This window comes from Streptomyces sp. NPDC033174, assembly GCF_055577795.1.
Genome location: NZ_JBVIPQ010000004.1, coordinates 533,883 through 557,022 on the forward strand (window position 1 = coordinate 533,883; position 23,140 = coordinate 557,022).

Below are 23,140 nucleotides of genomic sequence, written 5' to 3' on the forward strand. Positions count from 1 at the left end.
TTCCGCAGGTCGTGGGCCTAACCGGACAGTCGGACAGCTGGGACGGACTTGGACGAGCGTGTCCGGAGCAGAGTCCAGGTCAGCGGAGAACTGGCCTGGGCTTCACCTGAGCCGCCTTCGGGATTCGAACCCCTACGCACTAATCGAGACCAAAACTGATGCCGGCCCCGCTTAGCGTGTGCGCCCTCTGAGGCTTGGGCCTTTGCGCGCTGCTGCCGTTCCAGCACACTGGCGACGCGCACAATCGTCAGTCACTTGGCCGCCTGCGCCGACGCAACGAACGCAGGTCAATCCTTGCGTCCGAGGTTTCCGGACTCGTCGATCCGGTATTTCAGGAGTTCTCGGACGAGTGACTCGTTGTCTTCCTGCGAGAGTAGCTCCGTCGGCAAATCGACGTCATGATGAACCCGTTGTCCGTCCATAGCGACAATGGTTTGGCTGAATTCTGCTCGGGTATCCCTGTCCGAGCTGCCCGCCAGCGAGCCACCGATGACATTACCCGCGTCATCGGTAACCAGCGTGATCTTATTCATCATGCCTCCTGGTTAACTGTAAAACGAATGGCTTCTGAAGGATACTCCGAAGCCATTGAAGTTCGTGACTGTGTTGTGGTAGAAGCATGGACTAGTGAGGCCGCCAGTTGCGGTGAACTCCACATGGCCAAGCGACCCGTTTAGTGCCACGTGGTTCGTTTCAGGGGCGGCGCCGAGCACAATCGGACCGTGGTAGCCTCCATTTCCCCACGCCCAATTGAATCCCAGCGTTTGATTCGGTCCAATGAAGTGGACTGTTGGGTCATAGCCAACGGCCATTGAAGGGCCTCCTCATCTTCGATCGCTCTAGGGGCTTGCGGCGTGAGCATCAATTCTTGCCTTGCCCACGCGCCGCAAGCTACCACCGCTGCGGTAAATTACTGAGAGTTACGCGCCGTGCATACTCGGCTGCACCCATTTTCCGTAGTGAACGACCCGTTCGGTCTTATAACCACACAGCGCGCTGGCTCATCGTGCTTGTGAATACAGGCTTGGCGTCAGCCTTTCGGGCGAGCTCGTCCCGGGGACGTGACTGACATGACAGCACCGCGCGTGAACGGGGGCGCAACTCCTCCGGCGCGTGTGGGCGCTGCTCGTGGGGGCGGATGTCACGGCCCCTCTTCGAGGTTCGCCCCATTGTGGCTGCCTCAAGCCGTGGAGCCGACCGCCCCAGGCTCCGCGTTTCTCCTCAGTAGCCCTTCGCCGCTCGGCGTGCGGCCGCCGGCCGGGTCGTGCTGGGCGAAGACAGGTGCGCGGCCCGAGCCGTCGGGCCGCGCCTCGCCGTGCCGTGCTCAGCGATCCACTCTGTGATGCACCGCAGGACGCTCTCTTGCCGCCCGGTGAGGTGATCGACCACGGGGCTCCCCCCTCCTGCGCGCGGACCAGGCGCCGGAGCTCCACCCGGGCCGCCGACGACCGGCCAGTCTCGGTTCGCCAGAACGACTGAAGCCAAGAACAAGCTGAAGGAGGTTCTTCGCGATCATGAGGATGGCCTGGCCATCGCGCCCACGAATTACACGGTGGAGAACGCGGTAAACGACTGGCTGATGTATCGGCCTGGCCGGACGCGACAAAGCAACGTTGGACGCGTGCTCCACCCTCAGCCGCAGCCACGTGATTCCGTCGCTGGGTGCCCGCAAGCTTCGTGACCTGGGCGCGGAAGACGTGGACAAGTGGCTGCATCAAGGCCAAGTCGCTCAGTACCCGGACGCTGCAAGGGATCCATTCCTGCCTGAACCGCTCGGTCAAACGAGCCATGGCGCGGGACAAGGTGAAGCGCAATGTCGTGGAGTTGTGCTCTGTGCCGAAGGGCCAGCCGGGACGCCCGTCCAAGGCGCTGACGTTCGCTCAGGCCGAGGCCGTGCTGAAGGCTGCCGCAGGCACGTCCATGCACGCTTATGTCGTGCTGGCGCTGCTCACCGGGGCAGGTACGGAGGAGTTGCGGGCTCTCACTTGGAATCACGTCTTCCTCAAGGGAAAGCCGGATGCGGGTCCGCCCGTACCCCCGCACATCGCGGTGTGGCGCTCGGTACGGGCAGGGGGAGATACCAAGACGCGGAAGTCACGGCGGACCCTCGCTTTGCTGCGCGGTGCGTGGACGTGCTCTGGCAGCGCTGGGAGGACCAGGGCTGGGATCGGCTGGCGGCTGGTGACAAGTGGGAAGAGAACGGTCTCGTCTTCGCCTCCGCCGTCGGCCGCGAGCTCGACTCCACCAACGTCCGTAGAGCCTTCCGCCAAGCCATCAAGGCGACAGACGGAGTGAACGCTGACGAGTGGACACCTCGTGAGCTACGGCACAGCTTCGTGTCTGCGCTCTCCGACAACGGTGTATCGCTCGAAGAGATCTCTCGGTTGGTGGGACACTCCGGGACCGCGGTCACGGAGGAGGTCTACCGGAAGCAGATCCGCCCCGTGATCCGGACCGGAGCGATCGCCATGGACGGCATTTTCAAGGTCGATCCGAAACCGTAGGCACTCAGTTAGACCCTCACAACGAATCAGGGCCGGTTTCCCGTGAAGGAAACCGGCCCTGACCTGGTGTTTCAGCTGTCGGGGTGGCGGGATTTGAACCCACGACCTCTTCGTCCCGAACGAAGCGCGCTGCCAAGCTGCGCTACACCCCGATGTCACTGCTCAGGCATTCCGTCGCGGCGACATCGATTACTTTAGCCCACCCGCGGCCGGAGACGAAATCCGGTTTTCGCGGTCCCGCAGGTGGGGGCGGGGCCCCGGGGCGGGGGTCCCTCGGTGATCAGTCCCGGGCCGTCAGTGTCAGCAGGGTCGCCTCCGGAGGGCAGGCGAAGCGCACCGGGGTGTAGCGGTTCGTGCCGCAGCCCGCCGAGACGTGGAGGTAGGAGAGGTGGCCCGAGGCGGAGTGGGTCGAGAGGCCCTTCACCCGGTCCGTGTCCAGGTCGCAGTTGGTGACCAGTGCCCCGTAGAAGGGGATGCACAGCTGACCGCCGTGGGTGTGGCCGGCGAGGATCAGGGGGTAGCCGTCCGATGTGAAGGCGTCCAGTGAGCGCAGGTACGGAGCGTGGACCACGCCGATCGAGAAGTCGGCGTCGGGGTCGGGGCCGCCCGCCACCTGTTCGTAGCGGTCCCGCTTGATGTGCGGGTCGTCGACCCCAGTGAAGGCCAGGTCGAGCCCGTCGAGCTTCAGGCGCCCCCGAGTGTTCGTGAGGTTCACCCAGCCCGCCGCGTCGAACGCGTCCCGCAGCCCCTCCCAGGGGTTGTGCACCGCGCCGACCACCGGCGCGTTGCCGTTCAGGCCGTGCCGGCCCTTCGCCTTCTCGTAGAGATAGCGCGCGGGGTTCCGGAGTTGCGGGCCGTAGTAGTCGTTGGAGCCGAAGACATAGACACCCGGGAACTCCATCAGGGGGCCGAGCGCGTCGACGACCTCCGGTACGCCTTCCGTGTCGGAGAGGTTGTCACCGGTGTTCACGACGAAGTCGGGGCGCAGGCCGGCCAGCGACTGGAGCCATGCGCGCTTCTTGCGCTGCCCGCACACCATGTGGATGTCGGACACCTGAAGGACCCGCAGGTCTCTCATGCCCGGAGGCAGTACGGGCACGGTGACGCGCCGGAGCCTGAAAGAGCGGGCCTCGAAGCCCGCCGCGTACACCAGACCCGCCGCAGCGGTGGCCGTGATTCCTGCCGTGATCTTCATGGGGAGCCCGTATCGCGCACGCATGTCTCCATCGTCGCAGACCTGGAGGGGCTCGGAAATGCGCGGGCGAGCACATTGCCGCACCTGCCACACTTGTCCGCATGACCACGCTCAAGTCCAAGCTCAAGGAAGACCTCACCGCCGCCATCAGGGCGCGCGACGAGCTGATCTCGTCCACGCTCCGGCTGACCCTCGCCGCGATCACCAAGGAGGAGGTCTCCGGCAAGACGGCCCGCGAGCTCTCCGACGACGAAGTCCAGAAGGTGATCGCCAAGGAGGCGAAGAAGCGTCGTGAGGCCGCCGACGCCTTCCAGCAGGGCGGGCGCGCCGAGTCCGCCGCGCGTGAGCTGGCCGAGGGCGAGGTCCTCGACGCGTACCTGCCGAAGCAGCTGAGCGACGACGAGCTGAACGCGATCGTGTCCCAGGCCGTCGAGGAGGCCAAGGCCGCCGGTGCCGAGGGCCCGCGCGCCATGGGTGCCGTCATGAAGATCGTGAACCCGAAGGTGGCGGGCCGCGCCGAGGGCGGCCGCGTCGCCTCCGCGGTCAAGCAGCTCCTCGCCGGCTGACGAGCGGCGCCCACGTGCGCCCGTTCCGACGGGGATCCCACGCGGTCCCGGTGACGCCGCGGACCACGCGGTCCCGGTGACGCCGCGGACGCGCACCCGCCTGAGCACAAGGCCGCGCCCACCCCGCGCAGCAACGACGAAGGGTCCCCGTGCCACGCACGGGGACCCTTCATCGACCTGAGCTCAGCTCGCTCAGCTCACTGGCTCGGCGCCGCTCACCTCAAGGCCGCGGCCACCCGTGCCCCCCGCCATTGCCCTGCCCGCGGTTGTTGCCCCCGCCGATCAGGTCCGGCGGGATGGTGATCCCCGGGAACGGGTTGCCGTCGTTGCCGCCCGTCCTGCCGGGCTTGTTGCCGCCCGGCTTCCCGTCGCCGCGGGGCTTGTCCTTCGGCGCGTCGGGGATGACGACGGGGACGAAGGACGGAGCCTCGTGCCCCTCCAGCGCTCCGGTCATCGCGCCCTTCCAGATCGGGCCGGGGACCTTACCGCCGAAGACCTTGTCGTGGTAGACGCCGCCGATGGTGATGTTCTCCATGTGCACCTGCTGGCTCGCGCTGCCCACCCACACGGCGCCCGACAGGTTCGGCGTGTAGCCGACGAACCAGGCGTTCTTCCGCTCGTCCGTCGTACCGGTCTTACCGGCGTTGTCACGGTCCTGCAGGCCCGCCTCCTGGCCCGTACCGGAGTCGACCACTCCGCGCAGCAGCGCGTTGATCGTGTCCGCGGTCTGCTCGTTCATCGCCTTGCTGCAGCTCGTCTTCGGGACGTCGAGGCTCTTGCCGCCCGGCGTCCTGATCGACTCGATGGCCGTGGGCGTGCAGTACGTGCCCCGGTTGGCGAACGTCGCGTACGCCGTCGCCATCGTCAGCGGCGAGATACCGGTGGAGCCCAGCGTCAGCGGCGACGGCGACACCGGCAGCTTCGTGCCGTTGCCCTGCACCACGCCCAGCTTGTCGGTCATCTCGACGACCGGGCACAGTCCGATGTCCTCGATCATCTGCACGAAGTACGTGTTGACCGACTTGGCCATCGCGTCCTTCAGTGCGTACGGACCGACCTCGCTCTCGTTCTCGTTCTCCAGCCGGAACCCGTCGGTGTTGACCCACGGCTTGCCGCTGCACGTCGCGATCGACGCCGGGTACGGCATCTCGTACGGCGCCGAGTACTGCTGGGTCGGCGGCCTGCCCTGCTCTATGGCCGCCGCGGCCACGAACGGCTTGAACGTCGATCCGACCGGGAAGCCGAAGTTCGAGCCGCCCATCCGCTTGTTGACCGAGTAGTTGATGGTGGTCTCGTGCTCGCCGAAGCCGTACGGCTTGGACTGGCCCATCGCCTGGATCTTGCCCGTGCCGGGCTGGATCATGGTGACCGCGGCCGCGACCGTGTCGTCCTGGTCGACGTGGTCCTTGAGCGACTGCTGCGCCGCCGCCTGCGCCTGCGGGTCGAGCGTCGTCTTGATCACCAGGCCGCCGCGGTTCCAGACCTTGGCCCGCTCTTCGCGGCTCTTCCCGAAGACCGGGTCGGTGAGGAACACCTGCTTGACGTAGTCGCAGAAGAACCCGGCGCCGTTCGTGGCCGTGATGCAGCCGTTCTTCGACTTGCTGACCTTGAGCGTGATGGGCGTCGCCTTGGCCAGATCGGCCTCCGCCTGGGTGATGTCCTTCATGTCGGCCATGCGCTGCAGGACGACATTGCGGCGCCGGGTCGCCTCCTGCGCGTCATTGACGGGGTCGTAGCGGCTCGGCGACTGGACGATGCCGGCCAGCAGCGCCGCCTCCTCCAGCTTCAGGTCCTTGGCGGGCTTGGAGAAGTAGCGCTGGGACGCCGACTCGATGCCGTACGCCTGCTGCCCGAAGAACGTGATGTTGAGGTAGTTCTCGAGGATCTTCTTCTTCCCCAGCTCCTCCTCGACCTGGATCGCGTACTTGAGCTCGCGAACCTTGCGGCCGATGGTCTGCTGGGTGGCCTGCGCGACCTTGTCGGGGTCGTCGCCGGCCTCCTCGACGAAGACGTTCTTCACGTACTGCTGGGTGAGGGTCGAGGCGCCCTGGGCGACCCCACCCGACTGCGCGTTGCGGTTGATCGCGCGCAGCACACCCTTGAGGTCGATCGCCCCGTGCTCGTAGAAGCGCGAGTCCTCGATCGCGACGATCGCCTTCTGCATGTAGGGCGAGATCTTCTCGAGCGGGACGACGGTCCGGTCGCGCGAGTAGACCGTGGCGATGTGGCCGCCCTGCGAGTCGAGGATCGTGGTGCGCTGACTGAGCGGGGGCGTCTTCAGATTGGCCGGGATTTCGTCGAATCCCTCGACCGTTCCCTTGGCGCCGAGTCCCAGTGCTCCCGCTGCGGGCAGCGCGATGCCCGCCAGGACGGCTCCTGAGAGCACGCTGACGCCGAGGAACTTTGCGGCCTGCTGGGCCCCGGTCAGGCCTCCGCCCGAGCGCTTCTTTGCCATGGGGGCAGCCTACGTTCTCATTCGCCGGACACGCGTATATGCCTTGGCCTAAGCTGCTCTCAACTGTCACAGCAGTGTGGATCCGTATCAAGGCCCCGGTGTGACATCGGTATGACTTTCCGCGCACCCGAAGCGTGTGACGTCGTGTCCGATTGCGTCTCATGCGTCATCCGAAGCCCGTTGTGACTCAACTGAAATGCACCGGTTTGCCCGAATGGTCGGGCATGTCCTTCGGTCACTCCCCTGGGTGATCTGCCGCGTACGCATAGTCCGTTCGGGCCATTCAAGATTGGGCCCGAAGGGGGTGTTGCGCTGTGCCCACCTTCCGTAACGTCCTCAACTGGCAGCGGTGAATATGCCGCTACCGCCGTGGGGGAGCCTCGATTCGGGAGAGGACGGCGCCGTGATGGGCTGGGTAACCGACTGGAGTGCGCAGGCAGCCTGCCGCACTACCGATCCGGATGAACTGTTCGTACAAGGAGCAGCGCAGAACAGGGCCAAGGCGGTGTGCACCGGATGCCCGGTGCGGACCGAATGCCTGGCCGACGCGCTGGACAACCGCGTCGAATTCGGCGTGTGGGGCGGCATGACGGAGCGCGAGCGCCGTGCACTGCTGCGCCGGCGGCCGACCGTCACCTCGTGGCGACGGCTGCTGGAGACCGCGCGTACGGAGTACGAGCGGGGCGCGGGCCTGCTGCCTGTGGCCATGGAGGACGACGAGACGTACGAGGCGTTCGCGGCGGTGGGCTAGCGCTCGGGTCAGCCCGGCGCACCCCACGCCCCGTCACTTCGGCGCCCGTGACCTTCTACGCAGCTCCGACCGGAGACGCCCCACCGGTCGCGAGCCGATCACCGATGGCCCGAAGCCCTGCGAGGTCGTGTACGTCTCCGGGCAGAGCGGGCACTTCCGTCACCGGAACCTCGGGATGGAGCGCGGTGAAGCGGTCGCGCGTTCGCTGTTCACGCGCGAGCACCTGCATCCGCTCGGCATGCAGGCGAAGCAGACCCGCGGTCAGCTGCTCCACCGTGTGCGGCTCACCGGTTTCCGGTTCCAGCAGTACTGCGGGCTCGACCTCAGGGCGTACGTCAGGGTCGGCAGCCTGTGCTGCCTGTGAATCACCTTCGGCAGCCCCGGGGTCAGTGGAGGCGGGCTGTGCATTGGTCGTGCCGGGCTTGGACTCGGGCTCGGGAGAGGTGGCCCTGGAGCCACGCACAGCAGCCTTCCCGGCCTCCTGATCCACAATGCGGCTTTCCTCAAGATTTTCCGCGGCGGCACGTGCCCGCTCGGCCGACAGCCGGGCGGCGCCGCTGCCATGCACCCGGTTGAGCACCAGACCGGCCAGCGGCATGTCCTCCGCAGCCAGGCGCTCCACGAAGTACGCCGCCTCCCGCAGCGCGTCCCGCTCCGGCGCCGCCACCACCAGGAACGCCGTCCCCGGCGCCTGCAACAGCCGGTACGTGGCATCCGCCCGGGTCCGGAAGCCGCCGAACATCGTGTCCATCGCGGCCACGAACGTCTGCACGTCGCGCAGCAGCTGACCACCCAGCAGCTTCCCCAGGGTCCCGGTCATCATCGACATGCCGACATTCAGGAACTTCATCCCCGCCCGGCCGCCCATCTTCGCCGGGGCCATCAGCAGCTTGATGAACTTCCCGTCCAGGAACGACCCCAGCCGCTTCGGCGCGTCGAGGAAGTCAAGCGCCGAGCGCGACGGGGGAGTGTCGACCACGATCAGGTCCCACTCCTCACGCGCCCGCAGCTGCCCCAGCTTCTCCATCGCCATGTACTCCTGCGTGCCCGCGAAGCCGGCCGACAGGGACTGGTAGAAGGGGTTCTCCAGGATCGCGCGGGCCCGGTCGGGGTCCGCGTGGGCCTCGACGATCTCGTCGAAGGTCCGCTTCATGTCGAGCATCATGGCGTGCAGCCGGCCCTCGCCGTCCACGCCCTTGACCTCGCGCGGCACATTGTCGAGCGAGTCGATGCCCATCGACTGGGCGAGCCTGCGGGCCGGGTCGATGGTGAGGACCACGACCTTGCGGCCGCGCTCCGCCGCCCGTACGCCGAGGGCCGCCGCCGTCGTGGTCTTGCCGACGCCGCCCGCGCCGCAGCAGACGATGATCCGGGTACCGGGGTCGTCGATCAGGGGATCGACCTCCAGGCCGGGAGCCCCTGTCAGACCGGGAACATCTGCCGTCTCCAGCGTCACGCGCCCACCCCGAGCTTCCGTAGTTCCTTGGCCAGCCGGTAGAGGCCGGCGATGTCCGCGCCCTCCCCCAGGAAGGGCAGTTCACACAACGGCACCTTCAGCTTCTCCAGGGCCGCGCGCTGTTCCCGCTCCAGCTCCACCCGCTGGGCGTGCTCGGCGGCCTGCCGGAGCAGTGGCGCGACGAGCTTCGTGGCGCCCGGGACACCGGCCGAGGCGAGCGTCCGGGCGATGCCGGCCCGGTGGTCGCCGTCGGCGGCGCGTACGGCCTCCTCGTCGAGGACATGCGGCCGGACCATGTTCACGATGACCTGCCCGACCGGCAGATCGGCGTCCTGCAGCTCCGCGATGCCGTCGGCGGTCTCCTGGACCGGCATCTCCTCCAGGAGGGTCACCAGATGCACGGCGGTCTCGGGGGACTTGAGGACCCGCATGACGGCCTGGGCCTGATTGTGTATCGGGCCGATGCGCGCGAGCCCGGCGACCTCGTCGTTCACGTTGAGGAAGCGGGTGATGCGGCCGGTCGGCGGCGCGTCCATGACGACGTGGTCGTAGGTGTAGCCGCCCTGCTTCTCGCGCCGGCGGACCGCCTCGCACGCCTTGCCGGTCAGCAGGACGTCCCGTACACCGGGCGCGATGGTGGTCGCGAAGTCGATGGCGCCGAGCTTCTTCAGCGCCCGGCCCGCGCCGCCGAGTTTGTAGAACATCTGGAGGTAGTCGAGGAGCGCGCGCTCGGCGTCGATCGCCAGCGCGTACACCTCGCCGCCGCCCGGCGCGACGGCGATCTTGCGTTCCTCGTAGGGAAGCGCCTCCGTCTCGAAGAGCTGTGCGATGCCCTGTCTGCCCTCGACCTCCACGAGAAGAGTCCGCTTGCCCTCGGTCGCGAGGGCGAGCGCGAGGGCGGCGGCGACCGTCGTCTTACCGGTACCGCCCTTGCCGCTGACGACCTGGAGCCTGCTCACGCCTTGGAGCCTAACCAGTGAGGGCATGGGCTAGACGTGCCCGGGTCGGATTCGGCGAGGGCGGCGCCCGTGCGGGAAGCCGTCCGTGGCAGCGGATACAGTCGGCTCCATGACCAAGTGGGAATACGCGACCGTGCCCCTTCTCGTGCACGCGACGAAGCAGATTCTGGACACCTGGGGCGAGGACGGGTGGGAGCTCGTCCAGGTCGTTCCCGGACCGAACAACCCCGAGCAGCTGGTGGCCTACCTGAAGCGCGAGCGCGCCTCGTGAGCGCCGTCGAGGCCAAGCTGGCCGAGCTGGGCCTGACGCTGCCGGAGGTCGTGCCGCCGCTGGCCGCGTACCAGCCGGCCGTGCAGTCCGGTGTGTACATCTACACCGCGGGCCAGCTCCCGATGGTGGAAGGCAAGCTTCCGGTGACCGGCAAGGTCGGCGCCGAGGTGACCGCCGAGGAGGCCAAGGACCTCGCGCGTACCTGTGCGCTGAACGCCCTGGCCGCCGTGAAGTCGGTCGCCGGTGACCTCGACCGCGTCAAGCGCGTCGTGAAGGTCGTCGGGTTCGTCGCGTCGGCCGCGGACTTCACCGGCCAGCCGGGCGTCCTCAACGGCGCGAGTGAGCTGCTCGGCGCGGTCCTCGGCGACAAGGGCGTGCACGCGCGCAGCGCGGTCGGCGTCGCGGTGCTGCCGCTGGACGCGCCGGTCGAGGTCGAGATCCAGGTGGAGATCGACCACGCCTGACCGGCGGCGGGTCCCGGTGGATTCCCGACGAGGAGCCGACAAGGATCCGAGAGCTTTTCCGTACGGCCCCGGGCCGCCGCGCGAGCGGTGGGCGCGGGGCCGTACGTGTTCCCCGGCGCGACATCGTGTACCCGGCAACGAACAGGCCGTGACGACCTCTCGAACATCCGGATGGATGCGCATAGCATCCGGCCATGTCCAATGGTCAGTGGTACCCCCCGGAATGGCCCGACCGCATCCGCGCCCTCGCCGGCGGTGAGCTGACGGCCGCCGCCCCCAGACGGGCCGCGACCGTACTGCTGCTGCGCGACGGCGCCGAGGGGCCGGCCGTGCACATGCTGCGCCGACGCGCGTCCATGGCCTTTGCCGGGGGCGCCTACGCCTATCCCGGCGGCGGTGTGGACCCGCGCGACGAGCACCCCGTGCGATGGGCGGGCCCGTCGCTGGCCGACTGGGCGGCGCGTCTCGGCGTACCGGACCCGGCCGAGGCCCAGGCCGTCGTCTGCGCGGCGGTCCGGGAGACGTACGAGGAGGCCGGCGTCCTGCTCGCCGGGGAGACCCCGGTCTCGGTGGTGAGCGACACGACCGGCGACGACTGGGAGGCCGACCGCGAGGCGCTGGTCGCCCGGGACCTCTCCTTCGCCGACTTCCTGGACCGCAGGGGCCTGGTCCTGCGCTCGGACCTGCTGGGCGCGTGGGCCCGCTGGATCACCCCCGAGTTCGAACCCCGGCGCTATGACACGTGGTTTTTCGTGGCCGCGCTCCCGGCCGGGCAGCGGACCAGGAACGCCTCCACCGAGGCCGACCGCACGGTGTGGATCCGCCCGGCGGACGCCGCCGCCGGCTACGACCGCGGCGAGCTGCTGATGATGCCTCCGACGATCGCCACCCTGCGCTCGCTCGAGCCGTACGCGACGGCGGCCCAGGCACTGGCGGGGGCGCGGAGCCAGGATCTCGCGCCGGTCCTCGCGCAGGCGCGCCTGGAGGGCGACAAGGTGGTACTGAGCTGGCCGGGACACGACGAGTTCACCAAGCACATCCCGACGGGCCACGAGACAGGAGGGACGACACGATGACCGACGCCGCAGCCCTGCCGGGGCAGCCGAGGGGCGGGGTTCTCGACGGCCCGGCCACCGCCCGCGCGGTGAATGTCCTCGCGCCGAACCCGTCCGCGATGACCCTCGACGGCACCAACACCTGGATCCTCTCCGAGCCGGACTCCGAGCTGGCCGTCGTCATCGACCCGGGTCCGCTGGACGACGCCCATCTCCACCGTGTGATCGCGACGGCGGAGAAGCTCGGCAAGCGGGTGGCGCTGACGCTGCTCACCCACGGCCACCCCGACCACGCCGAGGGGGCGGGCCGCTTCGCGGAACTGACCCGTACTCATGTCCGCGCCCTGGACCCGGCCCTGCGCCTCGGTGACGAGGGACTCGCCGCGGGCGATGTGATCGCGCTCGGCGGCCTCGAGGTACGGGTCGTCCCGACGCCCGGGCACACCTCGGACTCGCTCTGCTTCCACCTGCCCGCCGACCGCGCAGTGCTGACGGGGGACACGATCCTGGGGCGCGGCACCACGATGGTGGCCCACCCGGACGGCCGGCTCGGCGATTATCTCGACTCCCTGCGCCGGCTGCGGTCCCTCACCGTGGACGACGGTGTCCATACGGTCCTCCCGGGCCACGGCCCGGTCCTGGAGGACGCCCAGGGCGCGGTCGAGTTCTATCTGGCCCACCGGGCCCACCGGCTGGCGCAGGTGGAGACGGCGGTCGAGAACGGCCATGTGAACCCGTCGGACGTGGTGGCCCATGTGTACGCCGACGTGGACCGTTCGCTGTGGCCCGCGGCGGAGCTGTCGGTGCGGGCGCAGTTGGAGTACCTCCGGGAGCACGGCCTGGTGTAGCGCGAGCACGGTCTCGTACGGCTGGGGTGCGGAGGGCGCTGGCCCATGCCTTACGCTCCGCTTACTTCTGGCTGTCCTTTCCTGTGGGGGGAATACCGTGTTCGTCCTGTCCATCGTGCTCGTCATCGCCGCGGCGGTGCTGTTCTTCGTCGGGCGAGGCGGTGACCGGCGCGGCTTGAAACTCGGCGCGCTCGGCGCCCTGATCGCCGCTCTGTTCTCCGGTCTGGCCAGCGTGCTGACGGTCATCAGCGCCTACGAGGTCGGCGTCCCCGTCGCCTTCGGCAAGGTCGGCTCGCCGATGACCTCGGGGATGCACCTCACGTCACCGTTCACCACGATCACGACGTTCTCCACGCGCCCGGTGGACCTCAACCTGTCCGACAAGGACGTGGTAGAGGTGCGCTCGTCGCAGGGCGGCGTGATGTACGTGGAGGCGACCGTGAAGTGGGCGGTGGCCCCCACGAAGGCCGTCGACCTGTACAAGCTCGCCGGCAGTGAGGACGCGATCCAGCAGCGGCTGGTCTTCCCGGACAGCCGCGAGATCATCCGCAACGTCTTCGCCCGCTACACCAGCGAGGAGGGCTACGCCTCCGCGCGCGAGAAGATCAACGCCGAGATCGGCACCCTCATCAAGAACCGCCTGGCGCCCCGCGGCATCGACGTCACCACGGTCAACCTGCGCAATGTGAAGCCCTCCGACCGGCTGCAGGACCAGATCGACCGCAAGATTCAGCAGCAGCAGGCCACCGAGCGGGCCACCGAGGCGGCCCGCACGGCGAAGGCCGAGGCCGACCGTCGCAAGATCGAGGCCGAGGGCATCGCGCAGGCGAACCGGATCCTCAACGCCTCCCTGACCGACAAGGTCCTGATGAACCAGTGCATCGAGGCGTACAAGGAGGCGGCTGCCAAGAACCCTGTGTACGCGGTGCCCTGCGGCGGCGGCAGCGGCAACCCGCTGATCGTGGACAGCACGAAGAAGTAGCCCGTACGCACGCGCTGGTAGCTCCGTACGCACAGAAGGGCCGCCCCGGACGGATCCGGGGCGGCCCTTCGCGTACAGCCCTGTCAGGCGTACCGGCGTACTGGGCGTACTAGCGCGAACGCTTCGCGAGCCGCTCGACGTCCAGGAGGATCACCGCGCGTGCCTCCAGCCGCAGCCAGCCGCGCTGCGCGAAGTCGGCGAGGGCCTTGTTGACCGTCTCGCGGGAAGCGCCGACCAGCTGGGCCAGCTCTTCCTGGGTCAGGTCGTGGACGACGTGGATGCCCTCCTCCGACTGCACACCGAAGCGACGCGAGAGGTCGAGGAGCGCTCGGGCCACGCGGCCCGGAACGTCGGAGAAGACCAGGTCGGACATCTGGTCGTTGGTCCTGCGCAGCCGGCGGGCGACCGCGCGCAGGAGGGCGGTGGCCACCTCGGGGCGCACGTTCAGCCAGGGCTGGAGGTCGCCGTGGCCGAGGCCGAGCAGCTTGACCTCGGTCAGCGCGGTCGCCGTGGCGGTGCGCGGGCCCGGGTCGAAGAGGGACAGCTCGCCGATCAGCTCGCCGGGGCCGAGGACGGCCAGCATGTTCTCGCGGCCGTCGGGCGAGGTGCGGTGGAGCTTCACCTTGCCCTCGGTGACCACGTACAGACGGTCGCCGGGGTCGCCCTCGTGGAAGAGCGCGTCGCCACGGGCGAGCGTCGCTTCACTCATCGAGGCGCGCAGCTCCGCGGCCTGCTCGTCATCGAGCGCCGCGAAGAGCGGGGCGCGCCGCAGAACGTCGTCCACGAGTTCTCTCCTTGTCGACCTGCTCAGGGACCGGTGTCCCATCATGCCGGACGGTGCAGTTTTATCCCGGGGAGACGACCCCCCGGACCCCCGGGCCAGGTAAAAAATCGTGCGATCAATCACAACAAGTTTGACGTACTGGCACGCGTGTCCGTACGTCAGGGGCCCGATTGGGGCGTCCTGGGCGGTGCCCGGGGCGGATGTCAGTGGTGAGGCTTAGGCTGGCCGGGTGTCCAATTCGCCGGTGAGAGCGCAGGCCAAGGGGGGCGGGAGCGTGTCCGGAACGCGTGATTCTGCTGTGGGCGAACAGTCGTCGGCGAAGCCTAAGAAAGCCGCAAAAGCGACAAAAAGCTCCGCCGGGGTGACGGTGAACGGGGCCGCGAAGGCACCGGCAAAGGCAGCCGCGAAGACCTCGAAGACCGTGCGGCCCGCCAAAGCGGAATCCCGCCTCGCGATGGTCCGCCGCGCCCGCCGGATCAACCGTGAGCTGGCCGAGGTCTATCCCTACGCCCACCCCGAGCTGGACTTCCGGAATCCCTTCGAGCTGCTCGTCGCGACGGTCCTCTCGGCCCAGACGACCGACCTCAGGGTCAACCAGACCACCCCCGCGCTCTTCGCCGCCTACCCGACGCCGGAGGACATGGCGTCGGCCGTGCCGGAGGAGCTGGAGGAGCTCATCCGCCCCACCGGCTTCTTCCGCGCCAAGGCGAAGGCGCTGATGGGCCTCTCCGCCGCCCTCAGGGACAACTTCGGCGGGGAGGTCCCCGGCCGCCTGGAGGACCTCGTCACGCTGCCGGGAGTCGGCCGCAAGACCGCCCACGTGGTCCTCGGCAATGCCTTCGGAGTCCCCGGCGTCACCGTCGACACCCACTTCGGACGGCTCGTGCGGCGCTGGAAGCTCACCGAGCAGGAGGACCCGGAGAAGGTCGAGGCGGAGATCTGCGCGATCTTCCCCAAGTCGGAGTGGACGATGCTCTCCCACCGGGTCATCTTCCACGGCCGCCGCATCTGCCACTCCCGCAGGCCGGCGTGCGGCGCCTGCCCGATCGCCGAGCTGTGTCCTTCGTACGGCGAGGGCGAGACCGACCCGGAGAAGGCGAAGAAGCTCCTCAAGTACGAGAAGGGCGGCCGGCCGGGGCAACGGCTCTCCCCGCCACCGGACTATCCCGGCGCCCCCGCCCCGCCGCTCGGCGAGGGGTGAGCGGTGCGATGAGGGAACGAAACGATCGTCCGTCCGCGTTGTGAAACACGGGGTGCCTATGACGCGCGCTACAGAGAACACCTACGACCAGGCAGCCGGCCATGCCCTACCGGTCACCGTGACCGACGAGGGCCTCCCGGGCTGGCTGACCGATGTGGCCCGCGCCGCGCGCACCATCGCCCCCGAGCAGCTCAGCCGCTTTCTGCCGCCCGAGAGCGGCCACGGCCGCCAGTCGGCCGTGCTGATCCTCTTCGGCGAGGGCGAGCGCGGCCCCGAGCTGCTCCTCATGGAGCGCTCCGGCACCCTGCGCTCGCACGCCGGACAGCCGTCCTTCCCCGGTGGCGCCCTCGACCCGGAGGACGGCGACCCGCGCGCCGAGGGCCCGTTGCGGGCCGCGCTGCGCGAGGCCGAGGAGGAGACCGGACTCGACCCGTCCGGGGTCCAGATCTTCGCGGTACTGCCCCGGCTCTACATCCCGGTGAGTGAGTTCGTCGTCACGCCCGTACTGGGTTGGTGGCACCGTCCGACCCCGGTCGGTGTCGTCGACCCGGGAGAGACCGCCCGGGTCTTCACCGTCCCCGTGGCGGATCTCACGGACCCGGCGAACCGTGCGACCACCGTCCACCCGAGCGGGCACAAAGGCCCCGCGTTCCTTGTCGAATCGGCCCTGGTCTGGGGTTTCACGGCCGGTGTGATCGACCGCATCCTGCACTTCGCCGGCTGGGAAAAGCCATGGGACCGGAGCAAGCAGGTCCCGCTCGACTGGCGCGCATGACAGGCTGACCCCGGCGACCGAAGACGAATCTGCGAGGCTATTGACGGTGAACGTGCTGGACATCCTGTTGCTGGTCGCCGCCGTCTGGTTCGCGATCGTCGGTTATCGCCAGGGCTTCGTCGTCGGCATCCTGTCGGTGATCGGGTTTCTCGGTGGCGGCCTCGTCGCGGTCTACCTGCTCCCCCTCATCTGGGGTCAGCTGACGGACGAGGGCCAGGTATCGACGACGTGGGCGATCGTCGCCGTGGTCATCGTGATCGTGTGCGCCTCGATCGGCCAGGCCTTCACCACCCACCTCGGAAACCGGCTGCGGCGCCACATCACCTGGTCACCGGCGCGCGCGCTGGACGCGACCGGCGGCGCGCTGGTCAACGTCGTCGCGATGCTGCTGGTCGCCTGGCTGATCGGCACGGCTCTCGCCGGAACGTCACTGCCGACACTGGGCAAGGAAGTCCGCAACTCCAAGGTGCTGCTCGGCGTCTCACGGGTGATGCCCGATCAGGCGTCCACCTGGTTCAGCGACTTCTCCTCGGTGCTCGCGCAGAACGGCTTCCCGCAGGTCTTCAGCCCCTTCGCCAACGAGCCCATCACCGAGGTACGCGCCCCCGATCCGGCCCTGGCCAACAGCCCGGTGGCGGCCCGCGCCCAGCGCTCCATCGTCAAGGTCGTCGGCACCGCCCCGGGGTGCGGCAAGGTCCTCGAAGGCACCGGCTTCGTCTTCGCCGAACGCAGGGTCATGACCAACGCCCACGTCGTCGGCGGCGTCGACGAGCCGACCGTCCAGATAGGCGGCGAGGGCAGGCTGTACGACGCGAAGGTCGTCCTCTACGACTGGCAGCGCGACATCGCCGTCCTGGACGTACCCGACCTGGACGCGACCCCGCTCCGCTTCACCGACGAGGACGCCCGCAGCGGCGACAGCGCGATCGTCGCCGGCTTCCCTGAGAACGGCGGCTACGACGTGCGCTCCGCCCGCGTCCGCGGCCGGATCAACGCCAACGGCCCCGACATCTACCACCGGGGTGAAGTCCGCCGCGATGTGTACTCGCTGTTCGCGACGGTCCGTCAGGGCAACTCGGGTGGCCCGCTGCTCACCCCGGACGGCAGGGTCTACGGCGTGATCTTCGCCCGCTCACTGGACGACGTGAACACCGGCTACGCGCTGACGGCGGACGAGATCCGCGACGACATCACCCGGGGCAGCACGGTCAACCAGCAGGTCGACAGCCAGGGATGTGCTTTGTAGGCCGGACGAACGGCCCGGGGTGACGTCGGTGGACCCGTCGGCGTCGCCGCCGGGGCCGGTCAGTCGCGCGTATGCCGGAGCCGCGCGGAGACCCACCGGGCCCGGCGCCGCAGGATCCGCGAGATCCCGATGCCTTCACCGGGATGCGAGTGGCCCGGGTCCTGCGGGCCACCCCTCTCATAGCTCACCGGCCGCGTGGCCGAGCGTCGGTTGCGTGCCGCGTCACCGTAGTCGTGCGTCCAGCCCATACCTCGACGTGTGCCCGGGCCCCAAGGTCGGTAACCGCCCCCGGGGCGGCCAATTGGCCTATGCGCCAGGCATTTGGCTGTTCGTAGGACAAGCGTTCACGGCTGTTTCCCGTGGCCACCGGAGTGTCACCAGTGACTCACCGGTCGGGCTCGGGGTCCTTGAGCCAGTTGATGAGTTCCGAAGAGAACGCCTGCGGGTCCTCCTCGTGCGGAAAATGGCCCAGGCCGTCGAAGAGCCGCCAGCGGTACGGCGCCTCCACGTACTCACCCGAACCCGCCGCGCTGCGGGTCCGCATCGCCGGGTCGAGGGAACCGTGCAGATGCAGCGTCGGCACCCGTACGGGCCGCTTCATCCGCCGGTTGAACTGAATGCCGTCCGGCCGCGCCAGCGACCGCACCATCCACCGGTACGGCTCGATCGAGCAGTGTGCCGTCGACGGAATGGTCATCGCCCGCCGGTACACCTCGACCGCCTCCTCGTCGGGCAGCCCCGGCCCCGACCAGTCGCGGATCAGCCGGCCCACCAGCTCGGCGTCGTCGGCCACCAGCTGGCGCTCCGGCAGCCACGGCCGCTGGAACCCCCACACGTACGAACCCGCGCGGGTCTGCGAGAAGTCGGAGAGCATCGCCGAGCGCCACCGCCGAGGGTGCGGCATCGACGAGACCGCCAGCCGGCGCACCAGCTTGGGGCGCATCACGGCCGCCGTCCACGCCAGATAACCACCCAGGTCGTGCCCGACCAGAGCCGCGTCCGGCTCGCCGAGGGAGCGGACCACCCCGGTGATGTCGAGCGCGAGATTGGCGGGGTCGTAACCCCGGGGAGTCCGGTCGCTGCCGCCCACGCCGCGCAGGTCCATGGCGACGGCCCGGAACCCGGCGTCGGCGAGGGCGGGCAGCTGATGGCGCCACGTCCACCAGAACTGCGGGAAGCCGTGCAGCAGCAACACCAGCGGCCCCTCGCCCATCTCGGCGATGTGGAAGCGGGCGCCATTGGCCGCCACGTCCCGGTGTGTCCAGGGACCGTCGATCCGTACGGGACCGCCGTTGCCGTTCGCGCTTCCGTTGCCGCTTTCAGGGACCGTCATGCAGACGAGCGTGCCACAGGTACGGCCTCGTCCTTGACCGTGCTGACGGTACGGGGATGCGGCTTGACGCTCCCCAGTACGGCAGCCGTCTGCTTGGCCGAGGCGATCGACTTCTCCGGCGGCTTGACCTTCTTGAACTTGGACACCGCGAGCAACGCCGCCAGCCCCGCGACGACCAGGAACGCGCCGCCCACGATCAGGAACGACCAGGCGAGGCCGAGCCCCAGGTTGTGGATGCCGTACGCCGCCGCGAAGCTCAGCACCGGCAGCGAGAAGAGCGCCAGCACGCCCGCGATGCTCAGGGCCGCACCGCCGATCGCGCCGCGCTTGACGTCCTGCCGCAGCTCGGCCTTGGCCAAGGCGATTTCGTCGTGCACCAGCGCGGACATCTCGGCTGTCGCCGAGGCGACCAGCTGGCCGAGACTGCGCTCCGCACCGAGCACTACACCGTTGCCGGGGTCGCTCATCGCTGCTCCCTCTTCTCTTCTACGGTCCGAACCTCAGATCATGCCGGACTGTCGGCGTCGTCGCGCGATGCCCCCGCGACTTCGGCCCGGCGCCGGTGCTCGGCGGCCTTCCTCTCGTAGATCTCGGCCATCCGGAGGTGGTACGCCGGGTTGTCCTGCTCGTAGATGTCGGGGATGCCGTCCTGGTCCTCGTCGCGCTCCTCCTCCTCGAAGAGGACGCGGTACTTCCGCACCCGCAGCTTCAGCAGCACGCCGGAGAGCACGGCCGCGATGAGCGAGCCGATCAGCACCGCCGCCTTGACCTCGTCGGTGAGCACGGGGTCGCCGGTGAAGGCCAGTTCGCCGATGAGCAGGGAGACGGTGAAGCCGATGCCGGCGAGCGAGGCGACGGCGAAGACGTCCGGCCAGGCCAGGTCCTCGTTGAGTTCCGCCCGGGTGAAGCGCGCGGCCAGCCAGGTACCACCGAAGATCCCCACCGCCTTGCCGACCACCAGGCCGAGGACGACCCCGAGCGTCTCGGGCTGGGTGAACACATCGCTGAGCGCGCCACCGGAGATCGAGACACCGGCCGAGAACAGCGCGAACAGCGGCACCGCGAGCCCGGCCGACAGCGGCCGCACCAGGTGCTCGATGTGCTCGCCGGGGGAGTGCTCCTCGCCGTCCCGCCTGGTGCAGCGCAGCATCAGGCCCATGGCGACACCGGCGATGGTGGCGTGGACACCGCTGTTGTACATCAGTGCCCAGATGACGAGCGCGAGCGGCAGGTAGACGTACCAGCCGTGCACGCCCTTGCGCAGCAGCAGCCAGAACAGCGCGAGCCCCGCGAAGGCGCCGCCCAGCGCGCCGAAGTTGAGGTCGCTGGTGAAGAAGACCGCGATGATCAGGATGGCGAAGAGGTCGTCGACGACGGCGAGCGTCAGCAGGAAGGCGCGCAGCGCGGAGGGCAGCGAGGTGCCGATGACGGCCAGCACCGCGAGCGCGAAGGCGATGTCGGTGGCGGTCGGCACGGCCCAGCCGGCCATCGACCCGCCGCCGACGCCGTTGACCAGCGCGTACACCAGGGCGGGTACGGCCATGCCGCAGATCGCCGCGATGACGGGCAGGGCCGCGGCCTTGGGGTCGCGCAGCTCGCCGGCGACCAGTTCACGCTTGAGTTCGATGCCCGCGACGAAGAAGAAGACGGCAAGCAGTCCGTCGGCGGCCCAGTGCTCGATGGAGAGGTCGAGCCCGAGGGACGCGGGGCCGATGTGGAAGTCGCGTACGGATTCGTAGCTGTCGCCGAGCGGTGTGTTGGCCCAGAGGAGGGCGGCGATGGCGGCGAGGAGAAGGAGCACGCCACCGACGGTCTCGGCGCGCAACGCCTCGGCCACGTACCTGCGCTCGGGCAGCGTGAGCCGACCGAGGAAGGTGCGGGGGGCGGGGCGGGGCGCGGCCACGGGCGGGGACCTCCGGGTCGAGTGGGCAGGGCGAAGCACATGCCGACCAGACTTCCCGGCGCACCTATGACGTTTTCTTTACCCTACCTAACGACGCGCATGCATGCCCGGTGATCTTCAGGGGCGAGACGTTCCTGGGCGGCCCTCGTGGGCGGGACTTCAGGAGAGGCACGGGGGAGAGGCAGGGGGGAGAAGGCGCGGAGCAAAAGGCGCGGGGGAGGTGCGGGGTGGGGTCACAGCGCGGTGGGCCGGCCCGAAGTCTCGGCGCCGGCCCACCGGTCGTATGCGGGGTCTCGGTCAGTCCTCGCTGGAGGCGCCGGGCAGCTGTGTCTGGATCAGGTCCATGACCGACGAGTCCGTCAGCGTCGTCACATCTCCGAGCTGGCGGTTCTCCGCGACATCTCGGAGCAGGCGCCGCATGATCTTGCCCGACCTGGTCTTCGGCAGCTCGGCCACCGGAAGGATCCGCTTCGGCTTGGCGATCGGTCCGAGCGTGGCGCCGACGTGGTTGCGCAGGTCCGCGACGAGTCCCTCGTCCTCGCTGGCGCTCCCGCGCAGGATCACGAAGGCGACGATGGCCTGGCCGGTCGTCTCGTCGGCCGCGCCGACGACCGCTGCCTCGGCGACGGAGGGGTGCGAGACGAGCGCCGACTCGACCTCGGTGGTCGAGATGTTGTGGCCGGACACCAGCATCACGTCGTCGACCCGGCCGAGCAGCCAGATGTCGCCGTCGTCGTCCTTCTTGGCACCGTCACCGGCGAAGTACCTGCCGGGGAAGCGGGACCAGTACGTGTCGATGAACCGCTGGTCGTCGCCCCAGATGGTGCGCAGCATCGACGGCCACGGCTCGGTCAGGACCAGGTAGCCCCCTCCGCCGTTGGGTACTTCGTTGGCCTCGTCGTCGACGACGGTCGCGGAGATGCCGGGGAGCGGGCGCTGGGCCGAGCCGGGCTTGGTCTCGGTGACGCCCGGCAGCGGCGAGATCATCATCGCGCCGGTCTCGGTCTGCCACCAGGTGTCCACGATGGGGGTCTTGCCGGCGCCGATGTTCTCCCGGTACCAGATCCAGGCCTCGGGGTTGATCGGCTCGCCGACCGAGCCCAGGACCCGCAGGCTGCTCAGGTCGAACTTGGCGGGGATGTCGTCGCCCCACTTCATGAACGTCCGGATCGCGGTGGGCGCCGTGTAGAGGATCGTGACGCCGTACTTCTGGATGATCTCCCAGAAGCGGCCCTGGTGCGGGGTGTCCGGCGTGCCCTCGTACATGACCTGGGTCGCACCGTTGGCCAGCGGCCCGTACACGATGTACGAGTGGCCGGTGACCCAGCCGATGTCGGCCGTGCACCAGTAGACGTCGGTCTCCGGCTTGAGGTCGAAGACGGCGTGGTGGGTGTAGGCGGCCTGGGTGAGGTAACCGCCGGAGGTGTGCAGGATCCCCTTCGGCTTACCCGTCGTGCCGGACGTGTAGAGGATGAAGAGCGGGTGCTCGGCGCCGAACGCCTCCGGCGTGTGCTCGGGGGACTGACGGGCGACGATCTCGTGCCACCACACGTCCCGGCCCTCGGTGAAGGCGGTGTCCTGGCCGGTGCGCCGCACCACCAGGACGTGCTCGACCTGCGGGCACTTGGCGACGGCCTCGTCGATCGCGGGCTTGAGCGCGGTCGGCTTGCCGCGCCGGTAGCCGCCGTCGGCGGTGATCACCAGCTTGGCGTCGGCGTCCTGGATACGGGAGGCCACGGCGTCGGCCGAGAAGCCGCCGAAGACCACCGAGTGGGCGGCTCCGATGCGGGCACACGCCAGCATCGCGACGGCGGCCTCGGGGATCATCGGCAGGTAGACGGCGACCCGGTCGCCCTTGCGGACACCCAGCTCGGTCAGCGCGTGGGCCGCCCTGGAGACCTCGTCCTTCAGCTCCGCGTAGGTGATGGCCCGGCTGTCGCCCGGCTCGCCCTCGAAGTGGATGGCGACCCGGTCGCCGTGGCCGGCCTCGACATGGCGGTCGACGCAGTTGTACGCGACGTTGAGCTCACCATCGGCGAACCACTTCGCGAAGGGCGGGTTCGACCAGTCGAGGGTCTCGGTCGGCTCGGTGGCCCAGGTGAGCCGCTTCGCCTGCTCGGCCCAGAAGCCAAGCCTGTCCGCCGCTGCCTGCTCGTACGCCTCCGCCGTGACATTGGCGTTCGCGGCCAGCTCGGTCGGCGGCGCGAACCGCCGCTCCTCCTTGAGCAGGTTGGCCAGGCTTTCGTTGCTCACGACATCTCCCTTTCCCAGGGCGTCCTATGTGCCTATGTGTCCCAGGCCATAGCTCATCAGCCAGAGGTCCCGGTGACAAGAGCATCCAGGAAATTGGTTTAGACCTATCTGGCGGAGGGGGTGTGGGTGACCCCTTCTC

The 23,140-nt window shown here is 69.1% G+C and carries 21 protein-coding genes, 1 tRNA gene and 1 pseudogene; 11 read left to right on the forward strand and 12 right to left on the reverse strand.

Features of this window, described 5'->3' with window-relative positions:
* Positions 1-287: 287 nt before the first annotated feature.
* Positions 288-533, reverse strand: coding sequence for a hypothetical protein (locus ACZ5VC_RS16115; RefSeq protein ID WP_469120653.1), 246 nt, complete (start codon positions 531-533; stop codon positions 288-290).
* A gap of 959 nt (positions 534-1,492) precedes the next feature.
* Between ACZ5VC_RS16115 and ACZ5VC_RS16120 the strand changes: the two are divergent.
* Positions 1,493-2,504, forward strand: a pseudogene (locus tag ACZ5VC_RS16120) (tyrosine-type recombinase/integrase).
* A 78-nt stretch (positions 2,505-2,582) separates the two neighbouring features.
* Here the strand turns inward: ACZ5VC_RS16120 and ACZ5VC_RS16125 are convergent.
* A tRNA-Pro gene (locus tag ACZ5VC_RS16125) sits at positions 2,583-2,656 on the reverse strand.
* Between the two features lie 128 nt (positions 2,657-2,784).
* Entirely contained in the window at positions 2,785-3,723 is a 939-nt protein-coding gene (locus tag ACZ5VC_RS16130; protein WP_469120654.1) for a metallophosphoesterase, read from the reverse strand.
* 77 nt (positions 3,724-3,800) lie between these two features.
* On the opposite strand from ACZ5VC_RS16130, the gene ACZ5VC_RS16135 reads away from it, so the two are divergent.
* Positions 3,801-4,265, forward strand: a complete 465-nt coding sequence (locus ACZ5VC_RS16135; protein ID WP_469120655.1) for a GatB/YqeY domain-containing protein — start codon at positions 3,801-3,803, stop codon at positions 4,263-4,265.
* 220 nt (positions 4,266-4,485) lie between these two features.
* Here ACZ5VC_RS16135 and ACZ5VC_RS16140 read toward each other — a convergent pair whose 3' ends face one another.
* The gene (locus tag ACZ5VC_RS16140) at positions 4,486-6,720 is read right to left on the reverse strand and encodes a transglycosylase domain-containing protein (RefSeq protein ID WP_469120656.1); all 2,235 of its coding nucleotides are present in this window, start codon (positions 6,718-6,720) and stop codon (positions 4,486-4,488) included.
* 406 nt (positions 6,721-7,126) lie between these two features.
* On the opposite strand from ACZ5VC_RS16140, the gene ACZ5VC_RS16145 reads away from it, so the two are divergent.
* Positions 7,127-7,471: a WhiB family transcriptional regulator gene (locus tag ACZ5VC_RS16145; protein ID WP_019888264.1), complete on the forward strand. Its 345-nt coding sequence runs from the start codon at positions 7,127-7,129 to the stop codon at positions 7,469-7,471.
* A gap of 55 nt (positions 7,472-7,526) precedes the next feature.
* On the opposite strand, the gene bagB is transcribed toward ACZ5VC_RS16145, so the two are convergent.
* Both bagB and bagA read right to left on the reverse strand, forming a co-directional pair.
* Positions 7,527-8,927: an ATPase BagB gene (gene bagB, locus ACZ5VC_RS16150; protein ID WP_469120657.1), complete on the reverse strand. Its 1,401-nt coding sequence runs from the start codon at positions 8,925-8,927 to the stop codon at positions 7,527-7,529.
* On the reverse strand, positions 8,924-9,886 hold the full coding sequence (bagA, locus tag ACZ5VC_RS16155) for an ATPase BagA (RefSeq protein WP_469120658.1): 963 nt from the start codon (positions 9,884-9,886) through the stop codon (positions 8,924-8,926). Before bagA ends, bagB begins: the two co-directional genes overlap by 4 nt.
* 109 nt (positions 9,887-9,995) lie before the next feature.
* Between bagA and ACZ5VC_RS16160 the strand changes: the two genes are divergently transcribed.
* The 5 genes from ACZ5VC_RS16160 to ACZ5VC_RS16180 all read left to right on the forward strand — a co-directional run bounded on the left by ACZ5VC_RS16160 (position 9,996) and on the right by ACZ5VC_RS16180 (position 13,506).
* Entirely contained in the window at positions 9,996-10,157 is a 162-nt protein-coding gene (locus ACZ5VC_RS16160; RefSeq protein WP_356630092.1) for a DUF4177 domain-containing protein, read from the forward strand.
* Complete coding sequence (locus ACZ5VC_RS16165) at positions 10,154-10,621, forward strand: RidA family protein (RefSeq protein ID WP_469120659.1); 468 nt, start codon at positions 10,154-10,156, stop codon at positions 10,619-10,621. The genes ACZ5VC_RS16160 and ACZ5VC_RS16165 overlap by 4 nt, the downstream gene beginning before the upstream one ends.
* Positions 10,622-10,815: 194 nt before the next feature.
* Positions 10,816-11,697 (forward strand): NUDIX hydrolase, encoded by an 882-nt coding sequence (locus ACZ5VC_RS16170; protein WP_469120660.1) that lies wholly within the window; start codon positions 10,816-10,818, stop codon positions 11,695-11,697.
* Positions 11,694-12,524: an MBL fold metallo-hydrolase gene (locus tag ACZ5VC_RS16175; RefSeq protein WP_469120661.1), complete on the forward strand. Its 831-nt coding sequence runs from the start codon at positions 11,694-11,696 to the stop codon at positions 12,522-12,524. The genes ACZ5VC_RS16170 and ACZ5VC_RS16175 overlap by 4 nt, the downstream gene beginning before the upstream one ends.
* A 97-nt stretch (positions 12,525-12,621) precedes the next feature.
* The gene (locus ACZ5VC_RS16180) at positions 12,622-13,506 is read left to right on the forward strand and encodes a prohibitin family protein (protein ID WP_469120662.1); all 885 of its coding nucleotides are present in this window, start codon (positions 12,622-12,624) and stop codon (positions 13,504-13,506) included.
* A gap of 109 nt (positions 13,507-13,615) precedes the next feature.
* Here ACZ5VC_RS16180 and ACZ5VC_RS16185 read toward each other — a convergent pair whose 3' ends face one another.
* A complete protein-coding gene (locus tag ACZ5VC_RS16185) occupies positions 13,616-14,290 on the reverse strand; it encodes a Crp/Fnr family transcriptional regulator (RefSeq protein ID WP_469120663.1) in 675 nt (224 codons plus the stop codon).
* A gap of 298 nt (positions 14,291-14,588) precedes the next feature.
* Here ACZ5VC_RS16185 and nth point away from each other — a divergent pair, with 298 nt between their 5' ends.
* From nth to ACZ5VC_RS16200, 3 genes are read left to right on the forward strand one after another with little or no spacing between them, the layout of a single operon-like run.
* On the forward strand, positions 14,589-15,491 hold the full coding sequence (gene nth / locus ACZ5VC_RS16190) for an endonuclease III (RefSeq protein ID WP_469120818.1): 903 nt from the start codon (positions 14,589-14,591) through the stop codon (positions 15,489-15,491).
* Positions 15,492-15,549: 58 nt separating this feature from the next.
* Complete coding sequence (locus ACZ5VC_RS16195) at positions 15,550-16,266, forward strand: NUDIX hydrolase (protein ID WP_469120664.1); 717 nt, start codon at positions 15,550-15,552, stop codon at positions 16,264-16,266.
* Between the two features lie 46 nt (positions 16,267-16,312).
* Positions 16,313-17,512 carry a MarP family serine protease gene (locus ACZ5VC_RS16200; RefSeq protein WP_469120665.1) on the forward strand — a complete coding sequence of 400 codons (1,200 nt, stop codon included), beginning with the start codon at positions 16,313-16,315 and terminating at the stop codon, positions 17,510-17,512.
* A 59-nt stretch (positions 17,513-17,571) separates the two neighbouring features.
* On the opposite strand, the gene ACZ5VC_RS16205 is transcribed toward ACZ5VC_RS16200, so the two are convergent.
* The 5 genes from ACZ5VC_RS16205 to acs all read right to left on the reverse strand — a co-directional run bounded on the left by ACZ5VC_RS16205 (position 17,572) and on the right by acs (position 23,001).
* Positions 17,572-17,760 (reverse strand): hypothetical protein, encoded by a 189-nt coding sequence (locus ACZ5VC_RS16205; protein ID WP_468711502.1) that lies wholly within the window; start codon positions 17,758-17,760, stop codon positions 17,572-17,574.
* Positions 17,761-17,897: 137 nt separating this feature from the next.
* Positions 17,898-18,845, reverse strand: a complete 948-nt coding sequence (locus ACZ5VC_RS16210) for an alpha/beta fold hydrolase (protein ID WP_469120666.1) — start codon at positions 18,843-18,845, stop codon at positions 17,898-17,900.
* Complete coding sequence (locus tag ACZ5VC_RS16215; RefSeq protein WP_469120667.1) at positions 18,842-19,312, reverse strand: phage holin family protein; 471 nt, start codon at positions 19,310-19,312, stop codon at positions 18,842-18,844. Before ACZ5VC_RS16215 ends, ACZ5VC_RS16210 begins: the two co-directional genes overlap by 4 nt.
* Before the next feature lie 38 nt (positions 19,313-19,350).
* Positions 19,351-20,748 (reverse strand): Na+/H+ antiporter NhaA, encoded by a 1,398-nt coding sequence (gene nhaA, locus ACZ5VC_RS16220; RefSeq protein ID WP_469120668.1) that lies wholly within the window; start codon positions 20,746-20,748, stop codon positions 19,351-19,353.
* 297 nt (positions 20,749-21,045) lie between these two features.
* Complete coding sequence (gene acs / locus ACZ5VC_RS16225) at positions 21,046-23,001, reverse strand: acetate--CoA ligase (protein WP_469120669.1); 1,956 nt, start codon at positions 22,999-23,001, stop codon at positions 21,046-21,048.
* Positions 23,002-23,140: the final 139 nt, after the last annotated feature.

Coding starts and splice junctions, on each gene's coding strand:
- ACZ5VC_RS16210 (WP_469120666.1), bottom strand. CDS start 18,845: ATGACGGTCCCTGAAAGCGGCAACGGAAGCGCGAACGGCAACGGCGGT.
- ACZ5VC_RS16135 (WP_469120655.1), top strand. CDS start 3,801: ATGACCACGCTCAAGTCCAAGCTCAAGGAAGACCTCACCGCCGCCATC.
- ACZ5VC_RS16140 (WP_469120656.1), bottom strand. CDS start 6,720: ATGGCAAAGAAGCGCTCGGGCGGAGGCCTGACCGGGGCCCAGCAGGCC.
- ACZ5VC_RS16215 (WP_469120667.1), bottom strand. CDS start 19,312: ATGAGCGACCCCGGCAACGGTGTAGTGCTCGGTGCGGAGCGCAGTCTC.
- ACZ5VC_RS16145 (WP_019888264.1), top strand. CDS start 7,127: ATGGGCTGGGTAACCGACTGGAGTGCGCAGGCAGCCTGCCGCACTACC.
- ACZ5VC_RS16170 (WP_469120660.1), top strand. CDS start 10,816: ATGTCCAATGGTCAGTGGTACCCCCCGGAATGGCCCGACCGCATCCGC.
- ACZ5VC_RS16205 (WP_468711502.1), bottom strand. CDS start 17,760: ATGGGCTGGACGCACGACTACGGTGACGCGGCACGCAACCGACGCTCG.
- ACZ5VC_RS16195 (WP_469120664.1), top strand. CDS start 15,550: ATGACGCGCGCTACAGAGAACACCTACGACCAGGCAGCCGGCCATGCC.
- ACZ5VC_RS16160 (WP_356630092.1), top strand. CDS start 9,996: ATGACCAAGTGGGAATACGCGACCGTGCCCCTTCTCGTGCACGCGACG.
- ACZ5VC_RS16130 (WP_469120654.1), bottom strand. CDS start 3,723: ATGCGTGCGCGATACGGGCTCCCCATGAAGATCACGGCAGGAATCACG.
- ACZ5VC_RS16175 (WP_469120661.1), top strand. CDS start 11,694: ATGACCGACGCCGCAGCCCTGCCGGGGCAGCCGAGGGGCGGGGTTCTC.
- ACZ5VC_RS16115 (WP_469120653.1), bottom strand. CDS start 533: ATGAATAAGATCACGCTGGTTACCGATGACGCGGGTAATGTCATCGGT.